The following is an 18,249-nucleotide window of genomic DNA, read 5'->3' on the forward strand; positions in this document are numbered from 1 at the left end:
CAAAATAATGGGCAAGAATAAGGTAATTACTTCAGTTGAAGAGGTTGTTTCACAAATTCATGATGGAGCTACGATTATTGTTGGTGGCTTTGGTCTTTGCGGTATTCCTGAAAAAATGATTTTAGCATTACGAGATAAAGGGACAAAGGATTTAACGATCGTAAGTAATAACTGTGGAGTAGACGATTGGGGTCTTGGTCTTTTATTAGCAAATAAACAAATTAAAAAGATGGTTTCTTCATATGTTGGAGAAAATAAAATTTTTGAAAAGCAGTTCTTAAGTGGAGAACTTGAAGTAGAGCTAGTTCCTCAAGGTACTTTAGCTGAACGTATTCGTGCAGGCGGTGCTGGAATCCCAGGATTCTACACAGCAACAGGTGTAGGTACACCAATCGCAGAAGGAAAAGAACATAAAGTATTTAATGGAAGAACTTATTTATTAGAAGAAGGAATCGTAGGAGACTTTGCATTTGTTAAAGCGTGGAAAGCTGATAAGCAAGGGAATCTAATTTTTAGAAAAACTGCTCGTAACTTTAATCCACTTGCAGCGATGGCTGGAAAAATCACAATTGCCGAAGTCGAAGAAGTAGTAGAAGTTGGAGAACTTGATGCTGATGCAATTCATACGCCAAGCATTTATGTACAACACGTATTCCACGGTGAAACATACGAAAAACGAATTGAACGTAGAATGACTACAGGAGTATAGGAGGCTAATAACATGAAAGATATTCGTCAATTAATTATTCAAACTGCGGTTAAAGAAATTCAAGATGGTATGTATGTAAACCTTGGAATTGGACTACCTACTTTATTAGCAAACTATCTTCCAGAAGGAATTGAAGTAATGCTACAATCTGAAAATGGTTTACTAGGTATTGGACCATACCCAACAGAAACTGAACTAGATGCTGACTTAATCAACGCAGGTAAAGAAACAGTAACTGCGGCTAAAGGAGCTTCTTATTTTGATAGTGCTGAATCTTTTGCGATGATTAGAGGAGGCCATATTGATTTAGCTATTTTAGGTGGCATGGAAGTCTCAGAAACTGGTGATCTTGCTAACTGGATGATTCCAGGAAAAATGGTAAAAGGTATGGGCGGTGCGATGGACTTAGTAAATGGTGCGAAGAAAATCGTCGTAGTGATGGAACATGCAAATAAATACGGAGAAAGCAAAGTTAAAAAAGCATGTACTTTACCTTTAACTGGAAAAAGCGTAGTTCATAGACTAATTACTGAATTAGCAGTTTTTGATTTTACAGAAAATGGAATGGTTTTAGTAGAATGCGTTGGTGGAGCAAAGATTCAAGAAATTACTGAAAAAACTGAGGCTACATTTACAATTAGTCCGAAGTTATTAAATAACGTGAACTAATCTTTAAAAGGAGGCAAACAAATGCAGCAAATGCTTTCTGAGAAGGTTGCACTGATAACTGGTGCCGGTAGTGGAATTGGTTTTGAAATTGCTAAAACCTTTGCAGAGCAAGGAGCAACAGTTGTCTTAACCGACTTAAATGAGGAAAATGTTCAAAGGTCAGCTACTTCATTACAAGAGCTAGGGTTCAATGCAATCGGTTATGCATGTGATGTTACAAATGAAGAACAAGTAGTTGACACGTTTCATAAAGTAATCGATCAATTTGGTGAATTACATATTTTAATAAACAATGCTGGATTACAATACGTGTCATCAATTGAGGATTTCCCTACTGAGAAATTCGAATTACTTATTAAGGTCATGTTAACTGCACCTTTTATTAGTATCAAACATGTATTTCCAATTATGAAAAAGCAAAAGTATGGTCGCATTATTAATATGGCTTCGATCAATGGGTTAATAGGATTCGCTGGCAAAGCTGCTTATAATTCTGCGAAGCATGGCGTTATTGGTTTAACAAAGGTTGCTGCATTAGAAGGTGCAACTGATGGTATTACAGTCAATGCAATTTGCCCAGGCTATGTTGATACACCTTTAGTTCAAAACCAGTTGGCCGACTTAGCAAAAACAAGAAATGTGCCAATTGAAAGTGTAATTGAAGAAGTAATTTATCCATTAGTACCTCAAAAAAGATTACTTACAGTAAAAGAAATTGCAAATTATACAGTATTTCTTGCTAGTGAATATACTGGCGGGGTTACAGGTCAAGCGAATGTAATAGATGCAGGATATACAGTTCAGTAGGATAAGAGGAAAGGTTTGTTTTGAGCAGGGGGAGATTCCTGCTCTTATCCTTTCTAGTTCCCTACTACTTTAAGCGAGGTATGGTATGAATAGTATGTTAGAGAGTCTTCCTTTTGATTGGATTTCCGAGATTATTAATCTTGCAACTGAGTGGATTGTTGTCGTTAATCGAGAAGGAAAAGTTTTGTATATGAATGAATCGTATTGTGAGTTTGTTGGTCGATCTGCTCATGAAGTGATTGGTATGCCTGTAGTAGATGTAATTGAAAACTCTAGAATGCATATAGTCGCTAAAACTGGTCAGGCAGAAGTAGCGGAGATTCATCCAATAAAAAATACAGAAATGGTAGCAAATCGTTATCCGCTGTATGTAGGGGATGAATTAGTAGGTGCTGTTGGAACCGTAATGTTCCGAAATGCGCAAGATTGGATTGAGTATTCTAAAAAAGTAGAACCTTTAGTAGAAGAATTAAACTATTATAAAAGAAAATTTGAGAAAGAATTAAATAGTAAATATAGCTTCAATCAAATAATTGGTGATACTCCAGTCTTTAATGCTGCAAAAAATTTGGCAGAACAAGTATCTGCAAGTTCATCTGCAATCTTACTTATTGGGGAATCTGGTACAGGTAAGGAATTATTTGCACATGCAATTCACGATGCTAGTCCAAGAAGAAACTTTCCATTCGTAAGAGTAAATTGTGCTTCAATTCCAGAGCATTTACTAGAATCAGAGCTTTTTGGTTATGAAGAAGGTGCTTTTACAGGTGCAAAAAGAGGCGGTAAAAAAGGAAAATTTGAGATTGCGAACCGAGGAACGATTTTCCTAGATGAGATTGGTGATATGTCTTTGCATATGCAAAGTAAATTACTGCGAGTACTTCAAGAAAGAGAGATTGAAAGAGTTGGTGGAAGTTCTCCTATTTCCATTGATGTAAGAGTTATTGCCGCTACGCATCGAAATCTTGAGAAGATGGTAGTATTAAAAGAATTTCGTCAGGATTTGTATTACCGTTTAAATGTAATTAAAATAGACATTCCTCCACTTAGATCAAGGATAAATGATTTACCTCTCATAGCAGATTCATTAATAAAAAAACTCGAAAGGAAATTTCATCGAAACGGAATTCAAATTTCAAATGAAGTTTTTCAAATTCTTAAGTCACATCATTGGCCAGGAAATATTCGAGAACTAGAAAACGTACTTGAGAGATGCATAAATGTCCTAAATGGTAAAGTGATTACACCAAAGCAATTACCTCTTTATTTATATGAAAATCCAACCAATCAAAAAAATACAGTCGAATTCGAAAAAAATGCATCTCAATTAAACTATCAAAATTCCTTAAAATCGTTAAAAGAAATGATTGAAGAGACAGAAAAGGAAGCTATTAAGAGAGCCCTAATTGAATCTCAAGGTAATAAAATTGAAGCTGCAAAATTATTAGAAATAAGTAAGTCAACTTTTTATGAAAAATGTAAAGCTTATAACATAAAAAGTTAAAAGATTTCATGTCGTTTGGTTAATAGGATGAAATAAAAAGGGGGAAATAAAATGAGTGAGAACGTTGTAATTGTTAGTGCTGTTAGAACTGCAATCGGAAGTTTCAGTGGTACATTGAAAGATGTAAGTGCAGTAGAATTAGGCGCTAAAGTTATTAAAGAAGCGATAAATAGAGCGGGTATTCAAGAAAGCCAGGTTGATGAAGTCATAATGGGGAACGTACTTCAAGCTGGTTTAGGTCAAAATCCAGCAAGACAATCAGCATTAAAGGCAGGACTCCCAAATACTGTCTCAGCAATGACAATCAATAAGGTTTGTGGTTCTGGATTAAAATCAGTTCATTTAGCGACTCAAGCAATTATAGCAGGAGATGCTGAAATTATAGTTGCTGGCGGTATGGAAAATATGAGTCAAGCACCATATTTACTTAAAGGTGCAAGAGATGGATATAGAATGGGCAATCAACAAATTGTTGATAGTATGATTGCAGACGGACTATGGTGTGCGTTTAATGATTATCACATGGGAAACACAGCTGAAAACTTAGCAGTTCGTTATGAAGTTTCTAGAGAAAAACAAGATGAGTTTGCGGTAAATAGTCAACAAAAAGCCGAAAATGCAATGAAGGCCGGAAAATTTGAAGATGAAATTGTTGCGATTGAAATTCCACAACGAAAAAAGGATCCAATCATTTTTAAAGAGGATGAATATCCAAAATTTGGTGCTACAGTAGAGAAAATTTCACCCTTGAGACCAGCCTTCGAAAAAAATGGAACAGTTACAGCAGCAAATGCCTCAGGTATAAATGATGGCGCAGCAGCAGTTGTATTAATGAGTGAAAGTAAAGCAAGAGAACTAGGTATTAAACCATTAGTAAAATTAAATGCAAATAGTAGTGCAGGCGTTGATCCGAGTATAATGGGAATTGGAGCAGCATTTGCAGCTAAAAAAGCAATTGAAAAATCATCGATTGAATTAAGTGAAATAGGCTTGATTGAAGCGAACGAAGCATTTGCTGTGCAATCGCTTTCTGTTATGAAGGAATGCGGTTTTGACGAAAATATTGTAAATGTAAATGGAGGCTCGATTGCACTCGGACATCCAATTGGTGCAAGTGGAACTAGAATACTAGTTACATTGATTCATGAAATGAAGAGAAGAGAGACACAGTACGGCCTTGCAACCTTATGTATTGGTGGCGGAGAAGGCGTTGCGACAATTATTGAAAATTGTTTTGAATAAAAAATAAATAAAAAGCGGTAGGACTCTTAATGATCCTACCGCTTCATTGTATTAATTAAAAATCACCGCAGACTGGCGAAGCAACGAAGAAAGCGAGCGTTTACGGGCAGTCTGAGGGTTAGATAATTCTTACAGAAATAACACCCTCAATATCTTTTAACAACTGTTCAACTGGACCATTGATTGTTTCATCAAGGTCAATCATTGTATAAGCAAAAGCACCTTTACTTCGGTTAAGCATATCAGCAATATTTACTTGATATTTTGCTAATAATCCTGTAATTTGACCGACCATATTAGGAATATTTTTATGTGCAATCGTAATCCGTTTTTTCCCTGTATAAGGTAATTCTACATTTGGAAAATTAACAGAGTTTTTAATATTACCTGTTTCCAAATAATTTTTTAATTGTTTTGCTGCCATTCGGGCACAGTTTTCTTCTGATTCAGTTGTTGATGCTCCTAAATGAGGAATTGGAATGACATTCTTCATGCCAATCACTTTTTCATTTGGAAAATCTGTCACATAAACTCCTACAGTCCCATTATTCAGCGCATATTCAAGCGCAACATCATCTACTAATTCAGAACGGGAAAAATTAAGTAATCTTGCTCCCTTTTTCATTCCTGATAAAAGTTTTTCATTCACAAATCCTTTTGTTTCAGGTGTTAAAGGCACATGGATTGTTATATAATCGCATGTTGAAAAAATCTGCTCTAAATTATCGATTCGTTGCACATTCCTAGATAATCGCCATGCAGTTTCGACTGAAATATAAGGGTCATAACCATATACTTCCATATCCAACGCAAGCGCATCATTTGCTACGAGTGCACCAATTGCTCCTAAACCAATAATACCTAATTTCTTTCCTGCGATCTCTGCTCCTGCAAATTCTTTTTTACCAGCTTCGACAATTTTAGAAACATTTTCTTCACCAAATAATGAACGAGTCCACTCAATTCCTTCAATAATTCGTCGTGAAGAAAGGAATAAACTTGTCAGAACTAGTTCTTTAACTGCATTTGCATTTGCACCAGGCGTATTAAATACAACAATACCTCTTGAAGTACACTCATCAATTGGAATATTATTGACACCAGCGCCAGCCCTTGCGATTGCTTTAAGACTGCTTGGTATCCTCATTTCATGCATACTATGGCTTCTTAAAAGAATTCCATCCGGTTCATTTAATTGATTGTTAATAGTATAGTTTTCCAAAGGAAATTCTTTCATTCCGTGCTCAGAAATATTATTTAATGTTTGAATTTTTATCATCTTACAATCTCCTCTACTATTTTCTTTTCAAATTGACTCATAAAATGAACTAATTTCTCAACGCCTTCTAATGGCATTGCATTATAAATACTAGCTCGCATTCCACCAACTGATCGATGACCTTCAAGATTCACCAAGCCAGCTGAATTTGCCTGAGCAAGAAATTGCTTATTTAATTCATCAGAAGTTGATGTGAATGGAATATTCATAAGTGATCTATTCTCTTTTTTAACTGGTGAAGAGAACAAGTCAGATTGATCGATAAAATCATATAATAATTGAGCTTTTAAAAGATTAGTTTGATAAATACAATTTAAACCACCTGATTCTTTAATCCATTCTAAAACTAGCATCGCTACATAAATGCTGAAAGTAGGAGGTGTATTATAAAGTGAAGAAGCTTCTACATGTGTTTTGTAGTCGAGCATTGTCGGGCAATTTTTATCGGCATTTCCAATAAGATCATCTCTAATAATGACAATTGTTAACCCTGCTGGACCGATGTTTTTTTGAGCTCCAGCATAAATTAAACCGAATTGTGAGACATCAATTGGTTCAGAAAGAATATTTGAAGAAAAGTCTGCAACTAATGGAGAATTTGTTTTAGGGTAAGTAGAGTATTTTGTCCCCTCAATTGTGTTATTCGTTGTAATATGTAAATAATCGTATGGTTCAAAAAGGGCTAAATCTTCTAAATTAGGAATATATGAAAAATTTTCATCCTCAGATGAAGCGATAACATCAACATCTACATATTTTTTTGCCTCAGAGATTGCTTTCTTTGACCAAGTTCCTGTATTAATATAAGCAGCTTTTTTATGCTTTCTTAATAAGTTTAATGGAATCATTGAAAACTGAGTTGATGCTCCACCTTGTAAAAATAACACTTTATAATTTGATGGAATTTCTAAAAGTTCACGTAATAAACTTTCACATTTCTTAATAATTCCTTCAAACTCAGCCGAACGATGACTCATTTCCATAACTGACATTCCAGAAGTACCGTAAGAAACAAGTTCTTTTTGTACCTTTTCCAATACTGGAACAGGCAAGACAGATGGGCCTGCAGAGAAATTAAAAACGCGTTCCATAAAAATCATCCTCACTAGGTATTTTTTTAATATTCTAACTTTAAACTACTCATATAAGTTGGTCAATAAAAGATGAAATAAATTAATAAAAATTTCACAAAAAAAATTAATTTTCAAATTAATGAAGAGGGAATATTATTGAGTGTAGTATTTAAAAAAGTAAATTTATATGAATAAAATTCAAAAATTAAGTTGGTTAACAATATGATTGAAAAATAAAAATGCATAGTTTTAGAAGATAATGGAAATTTTAATGATTATCTTGTTTTTAAGGGAGTTTAAATGTTTTCTAAATGGTTTAACAAACCAGTTTATTTTCGTTATGCTTTTTACATTTCTTTTGCGGTGAGTGTATTATTTAATTTAATTTGTTCTAAAAAAAGTGATAGTTTTTACCTACTGTACATGCTTGATACTGTATTATTTGGACTTGGTTTTTACAACTGTTCTAATTGGTTTATCATTTTAGTTTCTACAATAATAGTACTTTCTAGATACTATTTAGTTCCCCAGGCAGGGCATATTATTAGCTATCTAATTACATATTACCTAATCACTTACATATCAGTAGGCTTAATGAAACAATATCAGAGAGTTAAAACTGGATCGATCGAGTTAATATTAGCTCTTTCAAAGGCGTTAGATTCCAGAGACAACTACACTGCACATCACTCAGAATGTGTTGCCAATATTGCTTATAAAATTGCAAAGGAAATGAATTTATCTAAAAATCTATGTGCAGTCATCCATCAAGGGGGCCTATTACAAGATATTGGTAAAATTGGTATTCCGGAGCATATTTTACTGAAGCATGAGAAATTGACTGATGATGAATACAATACAATTAAAAAACATCCTGTGATTGGATATGACATTATTAAGCATATTGCTATTTTTAATGAAAATGGCATCCTTGATATCGTTTTATACCATCATGAACGATACGATGGAAAAGGATATCCAAAAGGACTAAAGGGTAATCAAATTCCTTTAATTGCTAGAATAGTAGCAATAGCCGATAGCTATGATGCGATGATCTCAAATCGATTATATCGTAAGGGGATGTCTTTAGAAGACTGCTTAAAGGAAATAGAAAAGAATAAAGGAACCCAATTTGATCCTGAGATTACGGATATTTTCCTTAGCCTATTTGATTTTAGAGAATGAAAAGTTTAAAAATATAGAGGGTATCCCATAAGTTTTATGGGGGACCCTCTTTTTTATAGAAAAGCTACAGAACAACAGGAGAGTGCAATTAAAATCTGAGAATCGCAAATAAAATTAGCAAAACTACAATTAAAATCCAGTGAAACGCAAATAAAATAAAAAATTACCCATACCAGTTAAGGTATTATGGACTGGAAATATTAGTAGATACTTTCAAATGGATTTAGCAAATAGTCCTCTTATTGGAATAATAATTTGATAAAAATCTGCTTAATATCAATAAAAGAGTTTGAACTAAACAACTACAAATGAAAAAATTACTAAAGATATAGGTATTCCGTTTGCAATTGGACAAATTGATGGCTATTGGAACGTAAGGTGCTCGACTCCTGTGAGAAATGCGGGAAGGCTAAAGACCCCGCAGGAACTAGGAGGCTCAGGTCTCGCCCCATGGAAAGCGAGCATCCTGGAGAGGAAATCAACACATCAACTTCTAAAAAAACAACTAAGATTACACTAAAACTCTTAATTATTTAATTCGTATTTACTTTGAAGACGAAATTTATGTAGAACTGTAACGTTTGACTGTATACTTTCTAAATTATATAATAGTAATACTATTTAAAATGGGGAGGGTTGTCACTTGGGATCGAGTATCGCATTGGTGAGTTAGCTGAAATAGCTCAAGTTTCAAAAAGAACAATTGATTATTATACAAAATTAGGGTTACTAGAAGCAAAACGATCTGAATCAAACTATCGATATTATTCCACAGAGGCAATTGAGACTCTCCGATTTATTGAACATTGTAAAAAAATGAGAATATCCTTAGAAGAGATAAAAGATTTACTGCAAACTAATTATAATCAAAAAAATTGTGTTTTTGAACAAATTCAACAAATATCAAATCAAATTATTGAGCTTGAAGCTAAATTAGCTCAATTAGTACCAGTAATATCGGGTATGAATGATTGTGAAAAAAATGCTTTAGTAGATTCATTGTCACATCATACATTTCCGTTATTTGAAACATTGAAACATTTTGTAAAATAATGACTAAATTAATTTTAAAACTTAACAATTTATTAAAGCTATAAAATAGGTATGTTTTACTAAATTATGGTAATCTATTAAGTAAGTAAAATAATAATTTTATATTTTTGTAGATTGAAATTCTCAGGAGGTGAATACTCGAGTAATATACTCGAGTTCGTCATTGGACATAGTTAACTTGTTTATGATTGCAGTTTTAATCGCACTTACAGCTTTTTTCGTAGCAGCAGAATTTGCTATAGTGAAAGTTAGATCAAGTAGAATTGATCAACTATTAGCCGAAAAAAAGCGAGGTGCAGTAGCTGCTAAAAAGGTTACGACGAGTTTGGATGAATATTTATCAGCTTGTCAATTAGGTATTACGGTTACAGCTTTAGGATTAGGTTTTTTAGGTGAGCCAACATTTGAGCATCTTATACACCCAGTCGTAGAATTTCTTGGATTAAACGGAACAATCGCTAAAACTATTTCGTTTATTTTAGCTTTCTCAGTTATGACATTTATTCACGTTGTAATTGGTGAGCTAGCACCTAAAACGGTTGCTATTCAAAAAGCTGAATCGATCACACTAATACTTGCTACTCCACTTATTGTTTTCTATAAAATAGCTTATCCATTTATTTGGGCATTAAATAGTTCTGCAAGATTTTTTACAGGATTATTTGGAGTTAAGCCAGCATCTGAATCAGAAGAAGTTCATACTGAGGAAGAATTGAGAATTATTTTATCAGAAAGCTTTGAAAGCGGAGAAATTAATCAGGCTGAATATAAATATTTAAATAATATTTTTGAATTCGATAACCGACTTGCAAAAGAAATTATGGTCCCTCGTACTGAAATTATCGGTTTATATGCAGAAGACCCAGTTGAAGAACAAATTGAAATAATTAAAAATGAAAAATATACACGTTACCCAGTTTTTGGGGAAGATAAAGATGATATTTTAGGTATGGTAAATGTAAAAGACTTTTTTATTCGTTATCTTGATGGAAAAGTTGAAAAAACATACGATTTCGCAAACTTTACTCGCCCAGTTATTCAGGTAATTGAAACAATCGCCATCCATGATTTATTATTGTTAATGCAAAAGAAACGTATTCCACTTGCAATTCTGTATGATGAATATGGTGGAACAGCGGGATTATTAACAATGGAAGATATTCTTGAGGAGATTGTTGGGGAAATACGTGACGAATATGATGACGATGAAAAACCAGCTGTTCAACATATTTCAGAATCACATAAGATTGTAGACGGAAAAGTATTAATTACTGAAATTAATGACTTATTTGGTCTATATGTTGTGGAAGACGATGTTGATACAATTGGTGGGTGGATTTTAACTCAAAATCACGACATAAAGCAGGGTGAATCTGTCATATTTGAGGACTTTGAATTCAAAGTTGTTGAATTAGATTCACACCAAGTTAAATTAGTTGAAATAAAAAAAAATGAGTTTATTCAGGCAGTAAAATCATAAAGATAAAAATGAAAAAGAAGGATAAAGGCATAAGTCTTTATACCTTCTTTTTTTGATTCTTAAACAAATTAATACTAACACCTTATAGTGTTATACTTTGTACAATAATTCACAAAAAGTTAACAACTTACAACTCCAATTCAATTCATATTATTATAAAATAAGGTTGTAAGGTTGATTTGAGCAGAAGTTCTAATTCTTCTACTAGTTATTTTATTAACTATTTCAATCAGCTTATTTTTTAATCGTTTCGTGCAATACCTCATTTTTCCCCCCTCTATTTTTCTAAAGTAAGAGGCTTTTTTTTGCATAATTTTACCTTTATTGAATACATATAAATTAAATATTTGTAAAGGATTGTCGATAGTTAATAAATTAAAAATTTGTTATAAGGGTGTGAAGTGCTTGTCAGATGCTCCCTCGGGTAATGGTATAAAAAATTTTTTAAACTTTATTAACCGACTTTTTTTAAAGGAATCTTATGATCGAAAAAATGTAGAGTCAAAAGAAAAATATCTTTTAACTCATAATTATTTATTTGATGTTGTTGAAGATGAACAATTTAACTTGTACGAAGATGAATTATTTTTAAGAACAATCACTTTTAAAGAAAAAAAAGTAAATGACATTTTAACACCCCGAACAAATGTGGTAGCGATTGATATAAATGAATCTGTGGAATATATATGTAATTTATTTTTACAAGAACGGTATTCTAGAATCCCAGTTTATGAGCAGGATATTGATCATATAATTGGTGTGATTTCTGAAAGGGAATTTTTAACCCAACTAATACAAAAACAAACAGTTAATATTCATGAACTGATTAGAGAGCCGATTTTTGTAATGGAAACCATGAAAATTTCTACAGTGCTAAAAATGCTTCAAAAACAAAATGCACATCTAGCAATTGTTATGGATGAATTTGGAGGAACTTCCGGTATCGTTACGCTTGAAGACATAATAGAAGAACTCGTTGGCGAAATTAGAGATGAATTTGACGAGCAAGAGGATGATTTTTTCCAAATAAATGAGAATGAGTACCAATTCCAAGCCGCGATTGACTTATCGAGTTTTTTTAATCGATTTAACATAAAAAAGCCTAGTAGTAGATATTTAACATTAGGTGGATGGTTATTTGAAAGTTTTAAACATATACCAAAAAATGGAGAATTACTTCAATATAAAAATTTAACCTTCATAATTAAAGAAGTTCAAAATAGAAGAATCCAAAGTGTAATTGTAAAAATAAATCAACAAAATTTACAAAGTAAACTCGGTTCTTAGGAGCCGAGTTTTTTATGTTTGGGACTTAATTCAACTTGATCAAGCAGTTTGAACCTAAAAGGGGGTTCCAGATTTATTTAACCTGATACAACGTATTTACCTATGAAAAACATCTTGGTAATTATTATTCTTTGGAATCTAATTTTAAGTAGTAAAAATATCAGCAAAAAGATGATGTTAGGTTCCTCATGAGAGGTTCATGAGGAAGTAAAAAGACGAAAAGAAGTAAAAAGGCGAAAAGAAGTAAAATGGTTCCTCATGAGGGGGTCATAAGGAAGTAAAACCGCGAAAAGAAGCAAAAACTTTTGTTTTTATAGTTATTTAATTGAAAAAGTTTATTTGAATCAATTTCCAAAAGGCCTAGAGGGAAGGCTGGGATCCCACAGGAACGAACGTGACGAGGAGGCTTAAGAATTCCGCCACACGGAAAGTAAGCATCCCGTAGTGGAAAACAACATGACATTACACTTTATTGACATCGTTTTTTATTTTTTTGTTTTGGCAAATTTAGGTTATTTGTAAATTGTTATTTACTTAGACGCCCGATTTTTCCAAATTTCTTTTTATATCATAAAAATAGAATTAAAAAGACAAAAAGAAAAATAATAAAAATATAAGATTTTTTTGTTGTAATTTTTTAATACATGCAATATATTTAAGACACACAATTCAAAACAAACAATTCCGATAAGGTTAAGGGAGATTATAAAATGAATATTAAGAAAATTGGTTTAACATTAGGTTCGTTATTTTTAGCAGCAGGTGTTATGGCAGGCTGCAATACAAATAAAAAAGAAGAAACTGCAAAAGGAAAAGATTTATTAACTCAAGTGAAGGATAGCGGAGAGTTAAATATTGGTACTGAAGGTACATATGCACCTTTCACGTTCCATGATAAATCTGGTAAATTAACAGGTTTTGATGTTGATTTAGCAAATGAAGTTGCAAAACGTTTAGGAGTAAAACCAAAATATTTTGAAACTCAATGGGATGCAATGTTTGCAGGTTTAGATGCAAAACGTTTTGACATCATTGCAAATGAAGTCGGTATTAGACCAGATCGTGAGAAAAAATATTATTTCTCTGATCCATATATCACTTCATCAGGTGCATTAGTTGTAAAATCTGATTCAAAAGTTAACTCCTTTGATGGAATTAAAGGCTTAAATGCTGCTCAATCTTTAACAAGTAATTATGGTGACTTAGCTAAGAAATATGGAGCTAAATTAATTGGGGTAGAAGGTTTTAGCCAAGCAATTCAATTAATTGAAACTGGCCGTGCTGATGTTACAATCAACGATAAATTATCAATTCAAAACTATTTAAATGAAACTGGCGACAATAAAGTTAAAATTGCAGCTTTAGAAAATGATGCTTCTAACAGTGGATTTATGTTCCGTAAAGATGATGATTCATTAGTAAAAGCAGTGAACAAAGCACTTGCAGATATGAAAAAAGACGGGAAGTATGATGAAATAGTACAAAAATGGTTCGGTAAAGATGGACTTAAATAATATACTCAGCCCAGAGTGGAGTGACAATTTAACCATTGCGAAGGATTCTTTCCTTCCAATGGTTAAAACTGCTTTAATAGGTACTATTCCATTAACAATTATTACATTTGTAGTAGGTATTGTATTAGCATTTATTACCGCACTTTTCCGTCTGTCAGGTAATAAATTCTTAAATGGAATAGCAAAATTTTATGTTTCAATCATTAGAGGGACACCTCTTTTAGTACAATTATTTATTATTTTTTATGGTTTACCTTCAATACATGTAACAATATCACCTTATATTTCTGCTATTATTGGTTTTTCATTAAGTGTTGGTGCTTACGCATCAGAAATTATTAGAGGATCAATCCAGTCGATTGATAAGGGCCAATGGGAAGCTGCTTATTCAATCGGCATGACATATAATCAAACATTAAAACGAATTATTATTCCTCAAGCGGCTAGAGTTTCTTTACCGCCGTTATCAAATACTTTTATTAGTTTAGTAAAAGACACTTCTTTGGCTTCATTAATTTTAGTAACTGAAATGTTTAGAACAGCTCAGGAAATAGCTGCAACGAATTATAAATTTTTAGTTGTTTATATAGAGGCTGCATTCATCTATTGGATAATTTGCTTCTTCCTTTCAGTCATTCAAGGTCGATTAGAAGCTCGAGTTGAACGTTATGTTGCTAAGTAATGGAGGAAGAACATATGATAAAATTAGAAAATATTAAAAAAAGTTTTGGTGAATTAGAAGTATTAAAAGATGTTAGCTTAAATGTAGAAAAAGGTACTGTTACTGCTATTATCGGCCCTTCTGGTTCTGGGAAAACTACATTTTTAAGATGTATTAATGTTTTGGAGCATCCAACAGATGGTAAGATAACAATTGATGAACAGACATTAGATTTTTCTAATAAAGTTACGAAAAAAGAAATTATTTCTTTAAGAAGTAAAACAGGTATGGTTTTTCAACAACACCATTTATTTCCTCACTTAACAGCGTTAGAAAATGTAATGGAAGGTTTAGTAACTGTACAAAAAATAAAAAAAGATGTTGCGAAACAAAAAGCAATTGATCTACTTACAAAAGTAGGATTAGAAGAGAAAATAAATTTATTACCACATCAACTTTCAGGTGGTCAGCAACAGCGTGTGGGGATTGCTAGAGCGTTAGCCTTAGAACCAACAGTCATTTTATTTGATGAACCAACTTCAGCATTAGATCCAGAGCTTGTACAAGAAGTTCTAAAGGTAATGAAGGAGTTAGCAGAAGAGGGAATGACAATGATTGTCGTTACACATGAAATGAAATTTGCTCGAGATGTAGCGGATGAAGTCATTTTTATGGACGGTGGTTATATTGTTGAACAAGGTCATCCTAGTGATGTTTTAGAGCATCCTAAACATGCAAGAACTAAACAATTTTTACAATTAATACAGTAATTTTAAGTTAAAATATTTTATAAAGTTGTGTAGAAAACTAGTACTAGATCTTGATCTAGTGCTTTTTTTATGTGAAAAGTTCGGAAAATCAAATTAAAATGTTTTTTCCAAAATTTACATTAGCTAAACATACATATGTTAATCGATTAGAGTCATACTATCATTACACTACTTAAGGAGGTGAGACAACATGGCAAACAACAATAGCAGCAACAACTTAGTAGTAGCTGGTGCTCAATCAGCATTAGATGCAATGAAGTATGAAATCGCTTCTGAGTTTGGAGTAAACTTAGGTCCTGATACTACAGCTCGTGCTAACGGTTCTGTAGGTGGTGAGATTACTAAACGTTTAGTTCAAATGGCTGAACAAAGCTTAGGTGGTTATACAAAATAATAACTATGGCTAATAAGGGATGGAGATTAATCTCCATCCTTTCTTAATGAAGATAAATGAAATTGGAGTGAGATTTTTATGGATGGTATTTGTCCACTGTGCAATGGAATTGAGCATTATAAACTAAAATGTCCTATTTGTGAAAATCATTGTGAAGATAAAGGCAGAGCTGTTGATTACGAAGATAAATATAGTCCATATTTAGATTATGACATTTCAGCAAAAGCTGACGGATTAACTGAGCATAATTCAAATCAGTATTGTACACATATGTTTAATTGTCCGGATTGTAACGAAGGTTATCTTAAAATTATTGAGAAAATAAAATAACGCAGTACCAATTAAAATGGTACCGCGTTATTTTATGTTTAATTCATTATAGAATTATCGAATACGAGATTCTGTTTCTTTATCAAAGAAATGAACTTTGTTCATATCTACTGCTAATTTAATTACTTGACCATGTGTAAATGTTGAACGTGCATCTAATCGTGCTACTAATGTATTACCTTCAAAGTTAGTATAAAGCATTGATTCTGCTCCTAAAAGCTCAGCTACTTCAATTTTTAAATCAAGAACTGTACCTTGAGATGCTTCGATAAATACTGGTTCGTCATGTAAATCTTCAGGACGTACACCTAAAATAACTTCTTTTCCAACATATCCATTATCTCGTAATGTTTTCATTTTTCCTTCAGGTATAGCAACTTTTTTGCTGCCAAAGTTAAAATGACCATCTTCAACCTTACCAGAAACAAAGTTCATTGCAGGTGAACCAATAAATCCACCAACGAATACGTTTTCTGGGCGATCATAAACTTCCTTTGGTGTACCTACTTGTTGAATAATACCATCTTTCATGACTACTAAACGTGTAGCCATTGTCATTGCTTCTGTTTGATCGTGTGTTACATAAATAGTTGTCGTTTGAAGACGTTGATGTAATTTTGAAATCTCAGAACGCATTGCAACACGCAATTTTGCATCTAAGTTTGATAATGGCTCATCCATTAAGAATACTTTTGCATCACGTACAATTGCACGACCAAGAGCTACACGTTGACGTTGTCCACCAGATAAAGCTTTTGGTTTACGGTTTAAATATTCCTCAAGACCTAAAATACGTGCAGCATCTTTTACACGACGATCAATTTCTGCTTTGTCAAACTTACGTAATTTTAATCCGAAAGCCATGTTATCATATACAGTCATATGTGGGTATAGTGCGTAGTTTTGGAATACCATTGCGATGTCACGATCTTTTGGTTGAACATCATTTACACGCTTTCCGTCAATAAAGAAGTCACCTTTTGAAATATCCTCTAAGCCAGCAATCATTCGAAGTGTTGTTGATTTACCGCATCCAGAAGGACCAACGAATACGATAAATTCTTTGTCTTCAATGTGAAGATTAAAATCTTTTACAGCTGTTACGTTATTATCATAAATTTTATAAATGTGATCTAATTTTAATTCTGCCATTAGTATTACCTCCAACTATTTGTAATCGGTTTCATTGATTAAATTGTAAACATTTAAACGTTTTAAAACAATGTCAAAGGTTCACAAAAAAAATAGCCTACTTTGTACAAGGTGCACAAAATAGGCTTTAATTAATTTTTATTCACGATCTCAAGTAGATGAATTGCTAAAAATATAACTAGTCCATCCTCAAAATGCTTTAAATCTATACCAGTTTGTTCCGAAAACTTATCAAGACGATATTGAACAGTATTTCGATGTAGAAAAGCTTTTTTTGAGGTAGCTGTAACATTTAAATTTTGTTGAAGAAAGATTTTTACCGTTGAAAGAATAGGGTCATCAATTTTCATATCATTCAAAAATAAATTAGGTAATTCCTTTTGTAAATCATCAGGTAAAAAGGAAAGGATATAATAAAGCATTTCTTTTGAAAACCAAAGTATACTTTTTTGTTTTTTTACGGATAATGCTTTTTTAAAACATTGATGTTCTATATCAAAATAAAGACTAAGATTTGCTAATGGTGAATAGCGTTTTCCTACAAAAAAAGTAACATCATGGTACAAGTCAGCTGCAATGATTTCTTGCATATGCTCTAAAAATTCTTTGTTAAAAGGCTGATCGATTATTTTTTCAATAATGACGCCTTCCTTAGCAGAATTCCATACCACTATTACTTCTTTATGAAAGAATGCATTGATTGCTTCTTCAAACTCATTTTTATTAGAGAATAACTGATTGCTATAAAAATGAATAAAACGAATTGAAGTAGGGAGAGAAACCTCGGTTTCGAACGAGAAAGGATTATGTCCTTTACTTAAAAATAAATATTGAAACCATTCGCTTTGTGCAGATGGCAACAAAATTTCATCTGAATCTAATTTTGTAAAAAGACATTCCAGTAGGTTATTTTGTTCTTCTGATATTGAATTTTTTTTAATCCCGAAAATTTCTTGATTCTCAGTAGAAAACCAAGAATAATCCATATATGTACTCACATCGGGCGTGACTGAAACAGACACACTCCCAAATAATGTCTTAATTTTATCAATCATATTCATTATTCATTACCTTCCGACGCATTATTTCATATTAGTTTATCATTGATATATAAAATAAAAAAGAACAGTAGCCGAGTAA

The 18,249-nt window shown here is 32.5% G+C and carries 18 protein-coding genes; 14 read left to right on the plus strand and 4 right to left on the minus strand.

The genetic code is table 11. The features are described 5' to 3' along the window. Positions 1-7: 7 nt before the first annotated feature. The 5 genes from ACFVRR_RS00140 (at position 8) to ACFVRR_RS00160 (ending at position 4,931) form a co-directional block, all read left to right on the plus strand. Complete coding sequence (locus tag ACFVRR_RS00140; RefSeq protein WP_025568519.1) at positions 8-709, plus strand: CoA transferase subunit A; 702 nt, start codon at positions 8-10, stop codon at positions 707-709. Between the two features lie 12 nt (positions 710-721). Beyond that, entirely contained in the window at positions 722-1,378 is a 657-nt protein-coding gene (locus ACFVRR_RS00145) for a 3-oxoacid CoA-transferase subunit B (RefSeq protein ID WP_387323429.1), read from the plus strand. A 30-nt stretch (positions 1,379-1,408) separates the two neighbouring features. Next, the gene (locus ACFVRR_RS00150; RefSeq protein WP_387324877.1) at positions 1,409-2,185 is read left to right on the plus strand and encodes a 3-hydroxybutyrate dehydrogenase; all 777 of its coding nucleotides are present in this window, start codon (positions 1,409-1,411) and stop codon (positions 2,183-2,185) included. Between the two features lie 85 nt (positions 2,186-2,270). Beyond that, entirely contained in the window at positions 2,271-3,689 is a 1,419-nt protein-coding gene (locus ACFVRR_RS00155) for a sigma-54 interaction domain-containing protein (RefSeq protein WP_387323432.1), read from the plus strand. Between the two features lie 51 nt (positions 3,690-3,740). Beyond that, on the plus strand, positions 3,741-4,931 hold the full coding sequence (locus ACFVRR_RS00160; RefSeq protein ID WP_387323435.1) for an acetyl-CoA C-acetyltransferase: 1,191 nt from the start codon (positions 3,741-3,743) through the stop codon (positions 4,929-4,931). A 118-nt stretch (positions 4,932-5,049) separates the two neighbouring features. Here ACFVRR_RS00160 and ACFVRR_RS00165 read toward each other — a convergent pair whose 3' ends face one another. Together ACFVRR_RS00165 and serC are read right to left on the minus strand one after the other, a co-directional pair. Further along, complete coding sequence (locus ACFVRR_RS00165; RefSeq protein WP_387323438.1) at positions 5,050-6,210, minus strand: phosphoglycerate dehydrogenase; 1,161 nt, start codon at positions 6,208-6,210, stop codon at positions 5,050-5,052. After that, complete coding sequence (serC, locus tag ACFVRR_RS00170) at positions 6,207-7,301, minus strand: 3-phosphoserine/phosphohydroxythreonine transaminase (protein WP_387323441.1); 1,095 nt, start codon at positions 7,299-7,301, stop codon at positions 6,207-6,209. The genes ACFVRR_RS00165 and serC overlap by 4 nt, the downstream gene beginning before the upstream one ends. Before the next feature lie 282 nt (positions 7,302-7,583). On the opposite strand from serC, the gene ACFVRR_RS00175 reads away from it, so the two are divergent. From ACFVRR_RS00175 to ACFVRR_RS00215, 9 genes are all read left to right on the plus strand, one after another. Next, entirely contained in the window at positions 7,584-8,468 is an 885-nt protein-coding gene (locus ACFVRR_RS00175; protein WP_387323444.1) for an HD-GYP domain-containing protein, read from the plus strand. A 636-nt stretch (positions 8,469-9,104) separates the two neighbouring features. Continuing rightward, positions 9,105-9,521, plus strand: a complete 417-nt coding sequence (locus tag ACFVRR_RS00180; protein WP_097973794.1) for a MerR family transcriptional regulator — start codon at positions 9,105-9,107, stop codon at positions 9,519-9,521. Between the two features lie 163 nt (positions 9,522-9,684). Continuing rightward, positions 9,685-11,001: a hemolysin family protein gene (locus ACFVRR_RS00185; RefSeq protein ID WP_387323447.1), complete on the plus strand. Its 1,317-nt coding sequence runs from the start codon at positions 9,685-9,687 to the stop codon at positions 10,999-11,001. A gap of 405 nt (positions 11,002-11,406) precedes the next feature. Beyond that, positions 11,407-12,288, plus strand: a complete 882-nt coding sequence (locus tag ACFVRR_RS00190; RefSeq protein WP_387323450.1) for a hemolysin family protein — start codon at positions 11,407-11,409, stop codon at positions 12,286-12,288. Between the two features lie 716 nt (positions 12,289-13,004). Continuing rightward, entirely contained in the window at positions 13,005-13,802 is a 798-nt protein-coding gene (locus ACFVRR_RS00195) for an amino acid ABC transporter substrate-binding protein (protein WP_387324879.1), read from the plus strand. After that, complete coding sequence (locus ACFVRR_RS00200) at positions 13,789-14,484, plus strand: amino acid ABC transporter permease (RefSeq protein ID WP_097973787.1); 696 nt, start codon at positions 13,789-13,791, stop codon at positions 14,482-14,484. Before ACFVRR_RS00195 ends, ACFVRR_RS00200 begins: the two co-directional genes overlap by 14 nt. Before the next feature lie 14 nt (positions 14,485-14,498). Continuing rightward, positions 14,499-15,233: an amino acid ABC transporter ATP-binding protein gene (locus ACFVRR_RS00205; protein ID WP_387323453.1), complete on the plus strand. Its 735-nt coding sequence runs from the start codon at positions 14,499-14,501 to the stop codon at positions 15,231-15,233. Positions 15,234-15,423: 190 nt separating this feature from the next. Beyond that, positions 15,424-15,627, plus strand: coding sequence for an alpha/beta-type small acid-soluble spore protein (locus tag ACFVRR_RS00210; RefSeq protein ID WP_097973784.1), 204 nt, complete (start codon positions 15,424-15,426; stop codon positions 15,625-15,627). A gap of 78 nt (positions 15,628-15,705) precedes the next feature. Further along, positions 15,706-15,957: a hypothetical protein gene (locus tag ACFVRR_RS00215; protein ID WP_387323457.1), complete on the plus strand. Its 252-nt coding sequence runs from the start codon at positions 15,706-15,708 to the stop codon at positions 15,955-15,957. Positions 15,958-16,011: 54 nt separating this feature from the next. On the opposite strand, the gene ACFVRR_RS00220 is transcribed toward ACFVRR_RS00215, so the two are convergent. Next, the gene (locus tag ACFVRR_RS00220) at positions 16,012-17,109 is read right to left on the minus strand and encodes an ABC transporter ATP-binding protein (RefSeq protein WP_387323460.1); all 1,098 of its coding nucleotides are present in this window, start codon (positions 17,107-17,109) and stop codon (positions 16,012-16,014) included. 131 nt (positions 17,110-17,240) lie between these two features. Further along, positions 17,241-18,170, minus strand: a complete 930-nt coding sequence (locus ACFVRR_RS00225) for a PucR family transcriptional regulator (protein WP_387323463.1) — start codon at positions 18,168-18,170, stop codon at positions 17,241-17,243. Positions 18,171-18,249 lie beyond the last annotated feature (79 nt).

This window comes from Gottfriedia sp. NPDC057948 (genome assembly GCF_042887255.1).
In the GTDB taxonomy this organism is placed as follows: Bacteria; Bacillota; Bacilli; order Bacillales; family Bacillaceae_G; genus Gottfriedia.